Consider the following 15,925-nt stretch of genomic DNA (forward strand, 5'->3'; position numbering starts at 1 on the left):
GGCAATTTACTACTAAAGAGGCGAGGATTAAATTAAAGAGGCTTTACCCTAAAATACAACGTTGACATAACACTAGTATAAAAAGGAGGGGACTTTGAAAGTGTAGGTTTACCTAAGTATCTAGCAAAAAAACGGGACTAGTCATTGATTAGTCCCGTTGTTGTCTAAAACATAAAACAAATAAAACGTAGATCAAGCCTGTTACAAGCAGTTTTTATTATGCTGATTATTTGTCCTCTGAACTACAAAAAACCAGATAGGTTGTGTTAAAAAAAAGTTGAAAAACTTGAGCAATCTTACTTATCAAACGCTGTTTATGCGTTGGTTATTATTATTTATTAAAGCATGTGTTAGCTAATGTACTTTAACTTCCCCCATACTTAAGTCAAAAATAAGGAAAACAACTAATAATTAGGCGAGATACCAGATAATAATGTAAACTATAGTCCAAGTAGCGGGCTAAATAATCTTGAAATATACTTTCCAAACACACCTCAAAAACTTCCCTTCTCAGGTAAAAAACCACCCTTCAGCGGGTAAATCCAAACTACCCTCATTTTTATGAGTATATTGGTTGACTGAAGCATCCTTTGATTAATACTTGACTATCTTTAATCACTATATTTTATCACCAGTGATTGAAACATACTTGTAACTATTTATATGAATAAACCCTTGTCTTTTGTCCTCAATGTAAACAACCGTTTGTATACCCACCTTTTGTTTTGGCTGGTATATTATATATACAGGGTAGGTTTATACATCGATGTGTATGATTATACGCATTTTGTGCAGTTTTTTGAGTTATTCGCCAAAGCCTTTGCAGTATACCTGAACCTATATGTGTGGATGCCCTACTTGCTCAAAAAAAAACGTAACTTTGCTTATGGGGTAAGTTTGCTGGGTACTTTGTTGGTGGCAGGGGTGATACAAACCGAAGTAGTAAGACAAATGATGCGGGCTGGTATTTATACAAAGTTTGAGTTATCGTTATATTCTGTACATAAAACTTTTAGCATGGTCACCAACATAGCAGTAGTAGTGGGGTACACCAGTTTAATTAAAATCTTGAAAAGTAGCTATCAGAATCAACAAATCAACCAACAACTCAAGCAAGAACGCCTCGAAAATGAGCTTAAGTTTTTGAAAAGCCAAATCAACCCTCATTTTCTGTTCAATTCGCTTAACAACCTGTACTCCCTTATTTTGTGGCAGTCAGATAAAGCCAAAGATGTAGTGCTTAAAATCTCCGATTTACTCAGTTATATGCTGTATGAAACCAACCAGGAAATGGTGCCTTTAGAAAAAGATATTAAATACCTGAAGGGATTTATTGAGCTTGAAAAACTGCGTTTTGGCGATGAGCTCACGGTTACTTTTACTACTCATGGTACATTTGATGAAGTGCATATTCCGCCAATGTTGCTTCTGCCATTGGTAGAAAATGCCTTTAAACATAGTGTAGGCAATGGCGACGACCCAGTAAACATTAGTATGCAGTTGAGGTATGTACATACCCAGCTTATTTTTGAAGTAGAAAACAGTATTGCCGCCCTTCCAATCGAAGCCACTCAGACCGAAACCACCCATAACTCGGGCATAGGATTGCACAATGTACGGCGTCGTCTGGAGCTATTATACCCAAACCGACACACACTCACAACCAAGCCTTCGCCCACCAGCTATTGGGTACGTATGGAAATAGATTTGAGTCATAAAATGGATGCCTGATATGAAAACAAAATGCCTGATTGTAGACGACGAACCACTGGCTATCAAAGTATTAGAGAAATATATTCAAGACATAGACTCGTTGGAGTTGGTAGCCTCTTGTCGTTCGGCTACCAAAGCACTTACCTACGTGGCTACTCAGCCTATAGAGGTGATATTTTTAGACATACAAATGCCTCGCCTTACTGGAATGGCTTTTGCCAAAAGTTTGCAACGCCCTCCCAAAATTATTTTTACCACTGCTTACCGCGATTTTGCCGTAGAGAGCTATGAGGTAAACGCAGTAGATTATTTGGTGAAGCCCATTTCGTTTGAGCGCTTTTTTTTGGCAATTCAAAAACTCAACCTTGCCTTAAGTGACTCCCCCGGAGTAGCAGTAGCCTCTCCTAATGTTACCGATGACACTTTGTTGGTTAAGTCAGACAAAAAGCAGCACGTAGTCAGACTGGAAGATATCCATTATATCGAAAGCGTGAAAGATTATGTAATTGTACATGCCCCTGGACAAAATCTGGTATCTTACCAAAGTCTTACTCAGGTAGAAGCTGCTTTGCCGTCCACGTATTTTCTACGGGTACATCGTTCGTTTATTATTAACCTATACCACATCAAGGCGTTTAACACCACTAGTATAGTGTTGGCAAACACCGAACTGCACATTGGACGCACCTACAAAGAAGAGGTATTTCAAAAACTGAATGACTTTTTTTCGTAGAATCTATAAGTAACAAACAACGGCTAAGAACTACCCAACAGCTGCTGTTACTCTCCCTTTGCCCTCTCTTTGAAAATCACAAGTTTTATATACGTGTACCCTAACATACACCTTATGAAACCATATAACCATGATCATTTTCAAAATTATTGCCTTGCTCGGAGGACTTGCCTGGGGGCAAATACCACTGACCACTTCTACCACTCATCACACCAACCAAGTAACCATACGAGGAACCAGCCAACCTCAGAAAATAAAGGCGATGGTAGACTATTATTTAGACTATTGGCAGTTAGACAGTCTACACTTGTTGGTAGAGTACTCTAACAACTTGCCCCGACCGCTCAAGGGGTATACTCAATATGTTGAAGATAAAAAATGGGGAGTAAAGCAAGCCATTATCAGAATTAATGCAAGGCTTTCGCCCAAGGAGCAAGGCTTGACCATTGCCCACGAAATGGTTCACGTAAAACAGTTTAGGCGTGGTGAGTTGCAGTGGGTAGGCAAAACTGGGTATCGTTGGAAAAACCATTCGTATCGAGCAATTGCCAAAAAAGCTTATCACACAAGAGCCTGGGAGCAAGAAGCCTTTCGTCTGGAGAAAAAACTCTATTTATTGTACCTAAAAGAGGAGTAGTGCCTTGCACCTGCTCAAGGCATTGTGGGGAGCCAAGAAACAAGCCACCCCACTTGCCTTATTCAAAAAAATACTTTGATAGTTTCTAAAACCTTGCGCCTACTACTATCGGTTTTTTGTATCGCTTTTTCTCTCCATTCAGCGCAAAAGTTTCTATATAAATAATATAATACCCCATACCCGCTTTTTGCCCGGCATCGTTGGTGCCATCCCAGGTATAAAAGCCCTCAGTAGCTGCCAAGTCGTTTTGCGCCAGCGTTTTTATTTTGCGCCCGTACTTGTCAAAAACAGTCAGGCTAATTGTAATACCACTTTGGGCAAACTTATAGTTAATCGTGGTAAAATCGCGGTCACCATCGCCATTAGGTGTAATGGCCGAAAAATCTAACGAAACAGGATCCCCCACTCCGTCTGTACGGGTTTGTGAATTTCGATAGCCAGGTGTAGCAAAACCTTCGCTACTTGCCGCCGAGTGCCAGCTATTGGGTGTATTGGTCAAGGCAGTAAAGCGTATTCGTTCGAGCGAAACCCCATTTTTGTCATCAATCAAAGAAAAATGAAAATCGTCTTTATAATCAAACCGTTGCATCAACTTACCCTCATTGTTGATCAAAATCACTGAACCCTCATCGTCGTTATAGCCGGGTAGCGTAGGCATCACCAAAAAAGTAGAATCAGGCGCTTTAGGGTAATTACTCTGAATATTGGCTTTGTCGGTAGTCAATATGCGGTAGTGTTGAGGGGGTAATACATTGTTTTCGGTGGTCATTGCCTTTTGGTTGGCAACATTACCATCACTATCAACATTGGCAAGTTTCCAATCCTTAAGGTTGATAAACTTATCAGATACATTATAAATCTCCACAAAATCTACCCCTCCGGTTCGTGGATTAAACAATACCTCGTTGAGTACAATGTCGGTTGCATCGCCTTGTTCGGTAACGGCAAAAGTAGTACTGTTTTTATTAGCTATAGTATTGCCACTACAGTCCAATACATTGTTTACTATCAGAGTATACACTGTTTTTAGTTGTAGGTCAGTGGCTACCTTGAGCTTTACTTGTTTAAATTCCGGACTTATTATTTCTATACTTGCCACACTTGCCCCATTGCTCAAGGCATAAGTAGCATTGGCCAGGCTCGTGCTGTCCATTTTTTCGTTAAACGTCACCGTGATGGTATCTTTTATAAAAGCCTCTGCCTTCAGTATTTGAGGGGCGTTTTGGTCGGGATTAGCAGCTTTTACCGAGTTAACTTTGCCAGGGGTTCCGCCAACAGTTGCTGTGGCAGCTTTCCAGTTGTCAAGTTCACCGCAAGGGTTGCCTGTATCTATCATTTCCAGGGTATAACCCCCATCTTTTTTAGTGTCGTCCTGGTACCAGCTGTCCAGGTAATGTACACTGTGTAATAGGTGACCAGCCGCATTGCGTAAAACCAGCAATTCGCCGCTGTTGGCCAGTGAAGGAAAATTGCTAATGCCCAAAGCCCTGCCAAAAAAACTCAAATCATCTACCGCCGAACTGGTAGTCAATATCAAATATTCGCCCGGAAACACAGAAGTTTGATTGGCAACAATGGCTGTGTCAGAACCATCTGTCAACAATACCCCTTTGAGTTCGATTACCTTGTTCGATCGGTTGAGTATTTCAACAAACTCTCTTTCGGGCAAGCCAATGGTAGGAGAGGGATCAGCCATAAGTTCGGTTATGACAAGCTCGTGATAAGCAGGTGTTGCCCCTTTGCCAAACCTCGCCGTTGTCCCACTCAGGGCATTGCCAATACAATCGGTCAGGTTGGCAGTAGTAATAGTATAAGCTACCCCCGTTTGCAAGCTTCCGCTAAATTGTACCTCTACTACTGTATAAGCTGGAGCTATTGCTGTTACAGATTTGACTGTTAAGCCATTGTCGAAACTATAGTGAACTGCAGTTTTTAATTTTACACTGTCCATAGGCTCGCTAAATTGAATGGCCAGTGTAGAGTCATTTTTCAAAGAAGCAAGGTTGATCGTAGGCGCTTTTTGGTCTGGAGTAGTGTCGAAAACTGAGTTTTGCGCCCCCGGAGTACCCCCCGAAGCACTGCTTGAAGCTGTCCAGTTGTTGGTGCCTGTGCATCGGGTAGTCGGATTAATTTGTTCCAGGCTATAGCCCCCGTTGCTTTTGTTGTTGTCGTTGTACCACTCATCGCTGTAGTTTACCCGGTCAACCAACTGGTCGCTGGCATTGGTTAATGTAAGTACCTCGCCACCATTGGTAAGCGTGCCTGACCCTCCCCATGACAACACATTGCCCGAAAACAAACCTTCGTTGCCCGGACTGGTCAATACTACAAACCCGCCCGACTTAAGTACAAATGCCGGAAAACCACTGGTATTTACCCCGTCCAGCTTCCACCCGGTAATGTCTATAGGGCGATTGGTAGCATTAAACAGTTCTACAAACTCTACCTCTGGCAAGCCTACCTGTGGGCTGGGGTCGGCAAAAATCTCATTGATTACGATATCTCTCTGGCTGGGGGTATAGGGTGCCAGGTACTGAAAACCCTGACTGGTGCTGGTGATGGCGTTGTTTGCCAGGTCTTTTACATTTTCAATAGTAAGGGTATAATTGGTCAAGTCGGTCAAAGAGCTACCCAAAGTAAGGTGTACCAATGCTTTGTTAGAACCGTCTAGCGTAGCCGTAGCCGGGTTGCCTATGCCATTGTTTAGGCTATAGTTGGTCAGGGTTTCGGCGGTAGTTTGGTCTACATTTTCGTTAAAAGTAACCTCCACGGCAGTGGCCGAAAGCACCTGTACATTGGCTATAGTAGGTGGGGCAATGTCTATGCTAAAGTTACTGGTTTGGGCAGTAGTAATGGTATTGCCAAAAAGGTCCGCTACATTATTTACTGTCAAGGTGTTGCTTGTCGCAAAACCGTTGCTAAAAGTAAGGTGTACCAATGCCTTATTGGTGCCATCCAGGGTAGCCGTAGCCGCATTGCCTACTCCGTTGTTTACACTATAGTTGCTGGCTGTTTCGGCAGTGGTTTGGTCTACCTCTTCGTTAAAAGTAACGTCTAGCTGGGTAACTGAAGTAGCATTGGTCGTATTTATTTGGGGTGGTTGCGATACGGCAATATTATCAAAAAATATTTTGTCTTTTCGGGTGCTGGTATATACACAATATACTCCAAAGTGAGTAGATGTAGTAAAATCGTTGTCAGTAACAGCTCCTATATTGGTTGAAAAGTTGGTACCTCCTGTTAAGTCAGCTTTTAATGTCCAATTGCCTGAGCCCGACCTGGTAACCCTTACCCTTATATTGTTTGATGAGGCATTCATTACTCCGCCCGACCCCGCAATGATTACAGTACGGGTAGCGTCGTTTTGTTTCACTAGGTCTATGTCGTCACCGCTACGCCCAAACTCTACATAATAACCTTTAAGTACAGCAGCGCTTAGGTCTGCGTTGTCGCTCATCAGGTATACCCTGCTGTAGTTAGAGCTACTAGGGTTATAGGTCATTTTTACCCGAAAAACCCACTCGTTGGTAGCTGTAGAGGGGGTAGACAAATAACTGGTACCCGCCCCTGTATCGTTGTTTCTGAGTTCACCACCTACTACCGTAAAAATAGAGGTATTGCCCGACCACACGGGGTCAGCGGTGAAGTTGCCATCTGTAAAATCGTCGGCAAACTGAGCAACGCTCGCCCAGGGAAGCAAAACAAAAAAAAGGAGGGTAAAGAGGTGTTGATGTCTCATGATTTGGGGCAATTTGTAATATACACTAAATACAACTCCCAAAATAGGCGGGATTTTTTTATAACTCAAAACCTCACAGGTTAACATTTGATGAAAAACAGTGGTAATTGGTGTTATAAGGGAGCATACAAAAAATAAGCTACCCATTTCTGGCGATTTTTTTGTCCAAACACTTCGTTGCATTTAGCCTTTGGCAGAGCTCGGCACAGCCAGCTGTAGCCTCGGTTTTCGGCCGTAGCGCTGCTATGCCCTTAAAATGCACTAGTGCTTTGGGAACTAAGTAGTTTATACACTATTTCGAGTTTATTTTGGTGGCTGTCAAACCTCCAAAAAACGAGCATAGCCTAAGCTACGTGAGTTTTTTTAGGTGAAGTCAGCAGGCAAAAGAAGCCGAAAGGTGTGAAAGGAATTTAGTACCCAGAGCACTAGTCTTTGAGCAAAACCATTCACCAAAACTTGGGAGACTATTTATTGCAAACTCCCTAAAATCTCCATATTCCTGCTTTGGCATACCTTTGGGTAGTGTCTGATTTATATATTACTAACAAGCATATAAACCAACAAGCCATATTTCTATCAAGAAATATGGCTTGTCAACTTTTCAAATTATTTCGTTTTCAATCATAATATACAATGACATCTTCTTTGCCCTTGCGGGTAAGGTCGGGTACAGTAGGGTTGTCTGCTGGGTAGCCTACTGGAATCAACAAAAACGCGCGTTCGTTTGCCGGACGGTCGAGTAGTTTAGATAAAAAGTTCATTGGGCTGGGGGTATGGGTCAAGGCAACCAATCCTGCATGATGAATAGCCGCCAACAAAAAACCACCTGCCAGGCCTACCGATTCATTTACATAGTAGTTATTTTTTTTCTTGTGCTCTTCTTCAGTTTCAAATACTCGCTTAAACACTACAATCAGGTAAGGAGCAATTTCTAAAAAAGGTTTGTGCTCGTTGGTGGCAAAAGGCTCCAGGTCTTTGAGCCATTCGTCCGACATGCGCCCATTGTAGTTTACCTCTTCTTCTGCTTCGGCGGCTTCCCGTATTTTCTTTTTTACTTCCGGGTTCGACACCACACAAAAAGTCCAGGGTTGTTTGTGGGCACCCGAAGGAGCCGTAGAAGCGGTCATAATAATGTGATCAATTACTTCACGCGGTACAGGCTTGTCTGAAAACTCCCGAACGGTGCGTCGTTTGTCCATAAATTCATAAAACGACTGACTACGTACTTTCATTTCTTCCTCGCTGTAAGTGTCGCGCACATAAGGAATAAAGTTTTCTGTTTGTTCTGACATTGTTAATTTTTTAAGGTGATTTTTCACAAAAATAAAAAAGAAAAAGGTTTTGCAATGGGAAAAGCAACGAAATGCCCAACAAACAGCAGAAAAAGAAATTGATATATAAAAGTCATTACACGCTCAGCCACTTTGTTTGATTTGTGTATCTGATAGTGGTTTAGTGGGAAAATCCTTTGTTTAGTAGTGGCAAAAACACTGTCTCATCTCAAACCAAAACTCCACAATGAAGGGGGAGTTTGTTTTAGTATTTCTTGTTTGACTCCGCTCTTTTAAGTCCTGTACAATGCGTCATGAATAATCGCAGAATAACCTTCTGTGCTCGTTTTTATACGCTGTTGCTTGTGTCTTCACAAGCAACCAAATATGTGGGGCGTCAAGCGATGAAATTTACTAGGCTAGGGCAACCATAAAGGATTGCCCCTACAAAAGGCATTTGAATGGGTTTTGACGCTGCTCTTACGCCGTGACTTGTGTCTTCACAAGCAACCAAATATGTGGGGTGTCAAGCGATGAAATTTACTAGGCTAGGGCAACCATAAAGGATTGCCCCTACAAAAGGCATTTGAATGGGTTTTAACGCTGCTTTTACGCCGTTGCTCGTGTCTTCACCATAGCCGTCAGGCTAAGAGGAGCATAGTAAAAAATCACTTAAAAAATACCGTCACCGCCTCAGCGAGTGTCCCCACACGCTGATCGAATCGCCAAAATTTGAATACTGAAAGATGCTTCATGAGGTAAAAAAATAGTAGCCTGACGGCTATGGTGTCTTCACAAGCAACCAAATATGTGGGGCGTCAAGCAATGAAATTTACTACGCTAGGGCAACCATAAAGGATTGCCCCTACAAAAGGCATTTGAATGGGTTTTGACGCTGCTCTTACGCCGTTGCTTGTGTCTTCACAAGCAACCAAAAGACAATGCGTCATTAATAATCGCAGAACAACCTTCTACGCTCGTTTTTTCGGAATACTGAAAAGTGCGACTTGAAGTCTTAATACAGGGAAGACTTGGCACAGCGGGGAGGACTATTGGGGGAAATATTATAACAAAAATGAACACATAAAATAATGGCACAAAAAAACAAACCCCACAAACATTGTTTGTGGGGTTTGTTGGGTTGGGGTTGCCAACCCACATTAGGTTGTAATTTTGTTTACATAGTTTAGTAATTGTTAAGATTACATTATTAGGTATTTGTGAGTTTTTAAATAGTAGGTTTTATAGACTCTAATATTAGGTTGTGTAAATTAGTACTTTTAATAGTAGAAAGGTTAACAATGACATTAACAAATAATTATCAAACGCTGAGTGTTTTACCTATGTGCAGGGCATAAGTCCCTGTACAGTAAGTAATTGTAGGTTGGTAATGGATGTTGATATAATTAAAAACTTTTCCTTATTTTGGGTACTGATTATAAAGAACGGAAAAGTTACCCCAAAAGGTTATAAAAATTTACAAAGCCTGTATTTTGGTACACCAAATGTCCGGTTGAGTTTATAAAAAGCGGTCGTTGGCAGCCATTGTAGTCAAGTGTTGCCTAAGGGCATCAAAAAAACAAAGAACTGTCATCAGCGTAGGCTGCTTGTGTTCTGGTGTAAATATTGCATCAACACCCATACCTGAAAACCTGCACCAGGCGAAGATTATGGGTAATTTTAGGCATCAATAATTGATGTGTATGCCAACCAATTTTTGTCTCTTGGCTTTGCAGCCTGAGTAGGCAAGCTTCCTGTGGTCAGAGTAACCGTTTAAATAAGGTTTTGGGGTGAATTGTATGCGCTGGCAAGTCACCCAGGAATGTGCTAAAAGAGGGAGTTATCAGAGTACCAGATTTGCTGACACAACCAACAAAAAAATATGAAACTAAAGACTTTATGGATAGTAGTAGTATTACTTATAGTCTTGTTGCCACAGGCACACGCCCAAAAAGGAGCCGTATTTGTTGAGCATTATGGCAACCCTATAGCCAACCTTACTACCCAAAACAAAGCCATTGTGCAAACCTTGCAAGGCGATATGCTCATAGCCAATGCCCAAGGAGTAGTACACTATAACGGGCACCAATGGCAACGCATAGATGTGAAAGCCACCGTGTACGATCTGCTGACCGATTCGGCTACTGTGTTTACCGCCGGGCGAATGAGCTTTGGCTACCTAAAGCGCAACCTTACCGGACAGCTTGTATATACCTCTCTTATGACTACCCACAAGAAACTGCCCAAGCATCCAGGCAATTTTTATTCGATAGGCAAAACCGACCAACATGTATACTTTTTGAGCAAAAAACTACTGGTAGAAGTAGACAAAAAGAAGTTAAAGATTACTCGGTTTTGGCAAAGTAAGCCCCAAAAGCCTTACCAGGGATTGGTCACGTTTCAAAACAAAGTTTTTGTAAACATGGCAGGCGAAGGACTTCATCAGCTTGGGGATAAAAAATTGCTCCCTACCCTGAAAGGATCTAAAGGAGCCAAGTTTAAAGACATACAAATTACGTCTACTTTTGCCTCTAAATACCTGCCTTTTTTTACGGCAAGCGACAACTCCGTGTATCGTTATGACGGCACACTGTGGCAAAAGCTGGTCTTGCAAGACCAAAAATACCTGCACGAACACACCCTCACTACGGGCAATGCCATTGGGGAAAAATACCTGGCGCTGGGTACCCTTGATGCGGGCGTATTGGTGGTAGAAGCCAATACAGGCAAAACTTTGTTTGTGATTAACGACCAGACAGGGCTGCCCGACGACGAAATACTAGCCATAGGAGTAGACCAACAACTGGGGCTGTGGATTGCCCACTCGTTGGGTGTTTCGAGGGCGGCGCTCAATGTGCCAGTCAAGGGTTTTGGGCATTACCCGGGTTTGCTGGGCAGTATGACTGCAGTAACTCATTGGCAAGACAAAATATACGTGGCTACCAACGAGGGGGTGTTTTACTTGCACAAAACCGACACTTATGCGGAGCTTATCAAACATATTACCAATGAGAAAGTAGAGAAAAAAAAACCGGTAGTGACCAAAATAGTGACTGAAGTAGGCGGAGGTACAGTAGTAGGCAACTTAATCAATAAGGCGTTTGGCAGAAAGAAAAAGAAAAGAGTGATTTACCGAAAGGTGCCCCAGCGACAGGTAAAAACAGCCACCTCGCAGGCAACCAAAGAATTGTTGCAAAAACGGCTTTACAACCTGAGGTCTTTCCCTTATTTTTATCAAAAAGTTGATGGGTTTGATGGCAAAGTCACCCAACTACTTGCCCTACCCGACCAATTGCTTATTGCCAGTAATAATGGTTTGTATAGCTACCAAAACAAACGCGTAAAATTAGTGTTGCCTAAGGTGTATGTACACCATCTTTTATACCAAGACGAGATGCTGTTAGTGGCCACCAGTAAGGGGCTGATAAGCTTACAAAGCAAGACCAATGTCTGGGTGGTACACGATCGTTTTGCCCAACTAAAGTTGCCTGTATACTCGGTAGCCAAAATTAAAAATAACCTGTGGCTGGGCAGCGAAAATAAAGCCGCCAAAGTACAACTGAATGCAGACAACCACTATCAGCGTCACCAAGTATTTGAGTTGCCTCAATATTACCTTGAAAACGTACAGGTGGCAAACTTGCAAAACAAGCCTGTGTTGTTTTTGTCTGACGGGGTGTATCGTTTTAATGTAACCAAAAAACAGTTTGAACGTGATCGGCTCCTTAAAATGCTCAATTTGCCCTATCAAACCATTCAGCACCAAGACAAGCACGTGTGGACTAACTTTAGAGGGCGTTGGGTAGACATGCAGAGTTTAAAAACCACTCAATATTTGTCGTTGTTCACCAAAATATCAGACATTTATCAAGACAAGCAAGGTTTTCTTTGGGTGATTCATGACAATGGCTTGCATAAACTGGGACTCTCGTATACCCTTAGAGGCAAACGGCTCAAAGTGTTGGTAAATCGGGTGTTTGACCATCAGAACAAAGACTTACCCTTTGACAAAATACGGGTACACCAGGGAACCAAAGCCTATGGAGTAAATATACGCTTAAAAGTGCCTTATTACCTTAACGAAACCTCTGTAGAGTACCAATACAGAATGAAAGGAGGCAAAAAAGGCTGGAGCAAATGGCAAAGTTCACCCTTATTAACTTTTAACATGTTGCCAAGAGGCAAGCATGCTATAGAGATAAGAGCCCGTAACGGGCTGGGCGAAGAAAGCCGCATTAAAGAAGTAAAAGTAAAAATTATTCCGCCCTTTTGGAAAACCTGGTGGTTTTACCTGATAGAGGTACTGGTGTTGTTGAGCTTGGTGTTTGCATCGGCAGCTTCCAGCCGATTCCAAAAATTTGAACGCTACTCTTACATACTTACTTTTGTGACCATTATCACGGTGTTTGAGTTTATTGTATTGTCGCTGGAGCCATCAGTAGACGAGTTTTCGGGGGGGGTGCCCGTGTTTAAGTTGTTTATGAATATTATATTGGCCATATCGCTCAACCCCATCGAGCGAAAGCTTGCCATGTGGCTTAGCAAAAGCAAGCACAGGAGGTATAATTAGCCGTTTTTGAAGATAAACAAACTTATGTAGGTGCTTACAATTGGGCAGGGCAGAGTAAAAAAAACATCAGACGCTAATTTGCATTTTCATAGAATTTATTCCATTTTTGAAGCAAATTTTGCTATTAAAATAAGCAATTGTTAAAAATAATAGCAATTGCTTGGCAAAGTTTCATTGTATTAAAGTCTAACACCAAGGCACAACATTTCACCAATCTTGGGGCTAACCCCACACACTATCAGTGAGATATATACTATACAAAGACTGATATACACTGGCTCTCAATGGAGTGAGGAGAGGAATTGTTGCCTTGTTATTATAAAAAAACAAAATCAAACAAATGGCTAGTCAGGAGAATAAAGTTACAATTTCGGAAGTCTACAAAGACTGGTTTTTGGATTATGCTTCGTATGTGATTCTTGAGCGTGCCGTACCATCGGGATACGATGGACTGAAACCGGTGCAACGTCGGATTCTGCACGCGATGAAAGAAATGGATGATGGGCGTTATAACAAAGTAGCCAATGTAATAGGGCAAGCAATGCAGTACCACCCTCACGGAGACGCATCTATTGGAGATGCATTGGTAAATATGGGGCAAAAAGACTTGCTGGTAGATACACAGGGAAACTGGGGAGACATTAACACGGGAGATAGTGCAGCAGCACCTCGTTATATAGAAGGTCGTTTGTCTAAGTTTGCCCTGGATGTAATCTTTAACCCTCAAACCACCGAATGGCAACTCTCTTATGATGGTAGAAAAAAAGAACCTGTAAACCTACCAGTAAAGTTTCCTTTGTTGTTGGCGCAAGGCACCGAAGGTATTGCTGTAGGGCTGGCCACCAAAGTAATGCCGCATAATTTCAACGAGTTGATTGATGCCTCAATAGAATTATTGCGGGGCAATGAGGTCACCATTTATCCTGATTTTCCTACAGGAGGTACGATGGATGTTACCAATTATAGACATGGAATAAAAGGAGGTAAACTAAGGGTAAGGGTAGACATAGAGCAAGTAAGTCGAAAGATTTTGGCCATTAAAAACGTGCCTTATGGAGTAACCACCGAAAACCTGATAGAGTCTATCAAGAAAGCCAATGATGCCAATAAAATAAAGGTGAAAAAAATCGTGGACAACACTGCCAAAGATGTAGAAATACAAGTGCACTTGTCAACGGGGGTAGAGCCTGAGCAAACTATAGATGCTTTGTACGCCTTTACCAATTGTGAGGTGAGTATTTCGCCCAATGCCTGTGTCATTCTAGACGATAAGCCTTGTTTTATCAAGGTAGAAGAGTTGCTCAAGATCAACACCCAAAAAACCAAAGACCTTTTAGAGCAGGAGCTACTCATTAGAAAAGGCGAGTTGCAAGAGAAAATGTTGTATAGCTCGCTTGAAAAGATATTTATCGAAAATCGTATTTACCGCGATATTGAAGAGTGCGAAACCTGGGAGGCAGTACTCGAAACCATAGATCAGGGGTTAGACCCTTTTAAACAAGACTTTTACCGCGAAATAGTAGAAGAAGACTTGGTTAGGTTGACCGAAATAAAAATTAAACGTATTTCTAAATTTGACTCTTTTAAAGCAGACGAGTTGATGAAGCGTTTGGGCGATGAGTTGGAAGAGGTAGAACGCAACTTGAAAAGCTTGACCAAATATGCTATTCGTTATTTTAGAGAGTTGAAGAAAAAGTATGGCAAAGACCGTGAGCGTCGTACTATTATAGAAGAGTTTGAAGATATCAACGCTAAAGATGTAGTCATCAATAATCAAAAACTATATGTCAACCGTGAAGATGGTTTTATTGGTTATGGACTCAAAAAAGACGAGTACGTAATAGATTGCTCAGACATTGATGAGGTGATTACTTTTTGTGAAGATGGCAAGTACAAAATAGTAAAAATTGCCCCCAAGGTATTCATAGGCAAAAACATTATCCATGTGGCAGTGTTCGATAAGTCGGACAAAAATTTGGTATATAACGCCATTTATCGCGATGGGGTATCAGGCAGGGCTATGGCAAAACGTTTTCAGGTAAAAGCGGTGATCAGAGACCGGGAGTATGATGTAACCAAGGGTACCCCACGCTCGAAGTTGTTGTATTTTAGCGTAAACCCCAAAGGCGAAACCGAAGAAGTATCGGTGCGATTGACCAGGGCATCGAAAGCCAAAAACAAGCTCATTACCTATGACTTTGCCGAGATTGATGTAAAGGGCAAAAGTGCTCAAGGCAATATTGTCACCAAACATCCAGTACAAAAGGTGACCAAATCGAAAAGTAACACAGTGCGGGTAGAAAAGCCCAAAAGTCCAGATTTGTTTGATTAAGAAACAATTTAGTAAAAATAAAAGCATAAAAAAACGGGAGTAAGTCTGAAGACCTGCTCCCGTTTTTTTTATTGGCTACCCTGTGTTTCGAAGGCATTATACCAGTTCGTCGATCAAAGCCGCCAGTTTTTTATCTTTATCGGTCACCGTATTGCCCGCGTCGTGTGTAGTAAGTTCAATTTCTACTTTATTATACACATTAGACCAGTTGGGGTGATGATCCATTTTTTCGGCAATCAAGGCAACACTCGACATAAAGCCAAAAGCCTCTACAAAGTTTTTAAATTCAAAAGTTCTTTTCAGTTTGTTGTCTTCTTCTTTCCACATAATAATTTGGGTGATTGAGTGAATAATTTGATAAAGCTCAAATGTAAGGAATCATTAAAAATAAAGCTTTACCCTATTGGTTATTTTGTGGGGGAGATTGTACAGTGTACCAAGTTAAAATAGCCTTGCGGCAAGAAGGCTTACCTAAAAACAATTTCCTGGAGTTTTTCTTCGCCCAGGTTGTGGTTAATGCGATCTAAAATGTTGGTTTTGCGCATCAATAGTTCGGTACGAAGTGGGGGAGAAGAAATTTTGATAAAAATTGTATGGTTTTTTATATAAACCCCTTCAGTTCTGCTTGCTACCTCTTCGCCCATTAGGTCGCCCCATACTTGTATAATGTGAGCTTCATCGTATTTATTTTTGATCTTATAATTATTCAACAGCTCATACACTGCATCTTTCATAGTGGTGGTAGAGGCTTTTCTGGGTTGGTTTTTATGATTGCGAAATAAGTAATCTGACATATATATTAAATTAAAAATTTTCGAGGAAATAGGGTTACACTCAATAATTTGACCTTTTTGCTAAAATAGATAACAAAAATACAAAAACAAGGCTCATATTGCTAATTAAATGAGCAGTATTTCAACGCTAAAATCA

The 15,925-nt window shown here is 41.5% G+C and carries 9 protein-coding genes; 5 read left to right on the top strand and 4 right to left on the bottom strand.

Translation table 11 applies throughout. The annotated features are described in order from the left end of the window. Positions 1-663 precede the first annotated feature (663 nt). The 3 genes from Q0954_RS05490 (at position 664) to Q0954_RS05500 (ending at position 3,083) form a co-directional block, all read left to right on the top strand. Positions 664-1,731, top strand: a complete 1,068-nt coding sequence (locus Q0954_RS05490) for a sensor histidine kinase (RefSeq protein ID WP_299454702.1) — start codon at positions 664-666, stop codon at positions 1,729-1,731. Between the two features lies 1 nt (position 1,732). Beyond that, complete coding sequence (locus Q0954_RS05495) at positions 1,733-2,446, top strand: LytTR family DNA-binding domain-containing protein (RefSeq protein WP_299454705.1); 714 nt, start codon at positions 1,733-1,735, stop codon at positions 2,444-2,446. Positions 2,447-2,576: 130 nt separating this feature from the next. Next, positions 2,577-3,083, top strand: coding sequence for an ImmA/IrrE family metallo-endopeptidase (locus tag Q0954_RS05500; protein ID WP_299454707.1), 507 nt, complete (start codon positions 2,577-2,579; stop codon positions 3,081-3,083). A gap of 85 nt (positions 3,084-3,168) precedes the next feature. Here the strand turns inward: Q0954_RS05500 and Q0954_RS05505 are convergent, their stop codons facing one another. Both Q0954_RS05505 and Q0954_RS05510 read right to left on the bottom strand, forming a co-directional pair. Beyond that, positions 3,169-6,822, bottom strand: coding sequence for a lamin tail domain-containing protein (locus tag Q0954_RS05505; RefSeq protein WP_299454709.1), 3,654 nt, complete (start codon positions 6,820-6,822; stop codon positions 3,169-3,171). Positions 6,823-7,439: 617 nt separating this feature from the next. Beyond that, positions 7,440-8,114: a nitroreductase family protein gene (locus Q0954_RS05510; RefSeq protein WP_299454711.1), complete on the bottom strand. Its 675-nt coding sequence runs from the start codon at positions 8,112-8,114 to the stop codon at positions 7,440-7,442. Between the two features lie 1,861 nt (positions 8,115-9,975). Here Q0954_RS05510 and Q0954_RS05515 point away from each other — a divergent pair. Beyond that, on the top strand, positions 9,976-12,663 hold the full coding sequence (locus tag Q0954_RS05515) for a hypothetical protein (protein ID WP_299454713.1): 2,688 nt from the start codon (positions 9,976-9,978) through the stop codon (positions 12,661-12,663). Positions 12,664-13,003: 340 nt separating this feature from the next. After that, the gene (locus Q0954_RS05520; RefSeq protein WP_366916714.1) at positions 13,004-14,995 is read left to right on the top strand and encodes a DNA gyrase/topoisomerase IV subunit A; all 1,992 of its coding nucleotides are present in this window, start codon (positions 13,004-13,006) and stop codon (positions 14,993-14,995) included. 96 nt (positions 14,996-15,091) lie between these two features. On the opposite strand, the gene Q0954_RS05525 is transcribed toward Q0954_RS05520, so the two are convergent. Both Q0954_RS05525 and Q0954_RS05530 read right to left on the bottom strand, forming a co-directional pair. Then, positions 15,092-15,346: a 4a-hydroxytetrahydrobiopterin dehydratase gene (locus Q0954_RS05525; protein ID WP_299454831.1), complete on the bottom strand. Its 255-nt coding sequence runs from the start codon at positions 15,344-15,346 to the stop codon at positions 15,092-15,094. 116 nt (positions 15,347-15,462) lie between these two features. Then, positions 15,463-15,789 carry a DUF721 domain-containing protein gene (locus Q0954_RS05530; protein ID WP_299454714.1) on the bottom strand — a complete coding sequence of 109 codons (327 nt, stop codon included), beginning with the start codon at positions 15,787-15,789 and terminating at the stop codon, positions 15,463-15,465. Between the last annotated feature and the right edge of the window lie 136 nt (positions 15,790-15,925).

The sequence above is a fragment of the uncultured Microscilla sp. genome (assembly GCF_947493425.1).
GTDB lineage: Bacteria > Bacteroidota > Bacteroidia > Cytophagales > Microscillaceae > Microscilla.

What these genes read in the sequence shown, in the direction of transcription:
- Q0954_RS05490 (WP_299454702.1), top strand. Translation starts at nt 664, where the DNA reads ATGAATAAACCCTTGTCTTTTGTCCTCAATGTAAACAACCGTTTGTAT.
- Q0954_RS05495 (WP_299454705.1), top strand. Translation starts at nt 1,733, where the DNA reads ATGAAAACAAAATGCCTGATTGTAGACGACGAACCACTGGCTATCAAA.
- Q0954_RS05500 (WP_299454707.1), top strand. Translation starts at nt 2,577, where the DNA reads ATGATCATTTTCAAAATTATTGCCTTGCTCGGAGGACTTGCCTGGGGG.
- Q0954_RS05505 (WP_299454709.1), bottom strand. Translation starts at nt 6,822, where the DNA reads ATGAGACATCAACACCTCTTTACCCTCCTTTTTTTTGTTTTGCTTCCC.
- Q0954_RS05510 (WP_299454711.1), bottom strand. Translation starts at nt 8,114, where the DNA reads ATGTCAGAACAAACAGAAAACTTTATTCCTTATGTGCGCGACACTTAC.
- Q0954_RS05515 (WP_299454713.1), top strand. Translation starts at nt 9,976, where the DNA reads ATGAAACTAAAGACTTTATGGATAGTAGTAGTATTACTTATAGTCTTG.
- Q0954_RS05520 (WP_366916714.1), top strand. Translation starts at nt 13,004, where the DNA reads ATGGCTAGTCAGGAGAATAAAGTTACAATTTCGGAAGTCTACAAAGAC.
- Q0954_RS05530 (WP_299454714.1), bottom strand. Translation starts at nt 15,789, where the DNA reads ATGTCAGATTACTTATTTCGCAATCATAAAAACCAACCCAGAAAAGCC.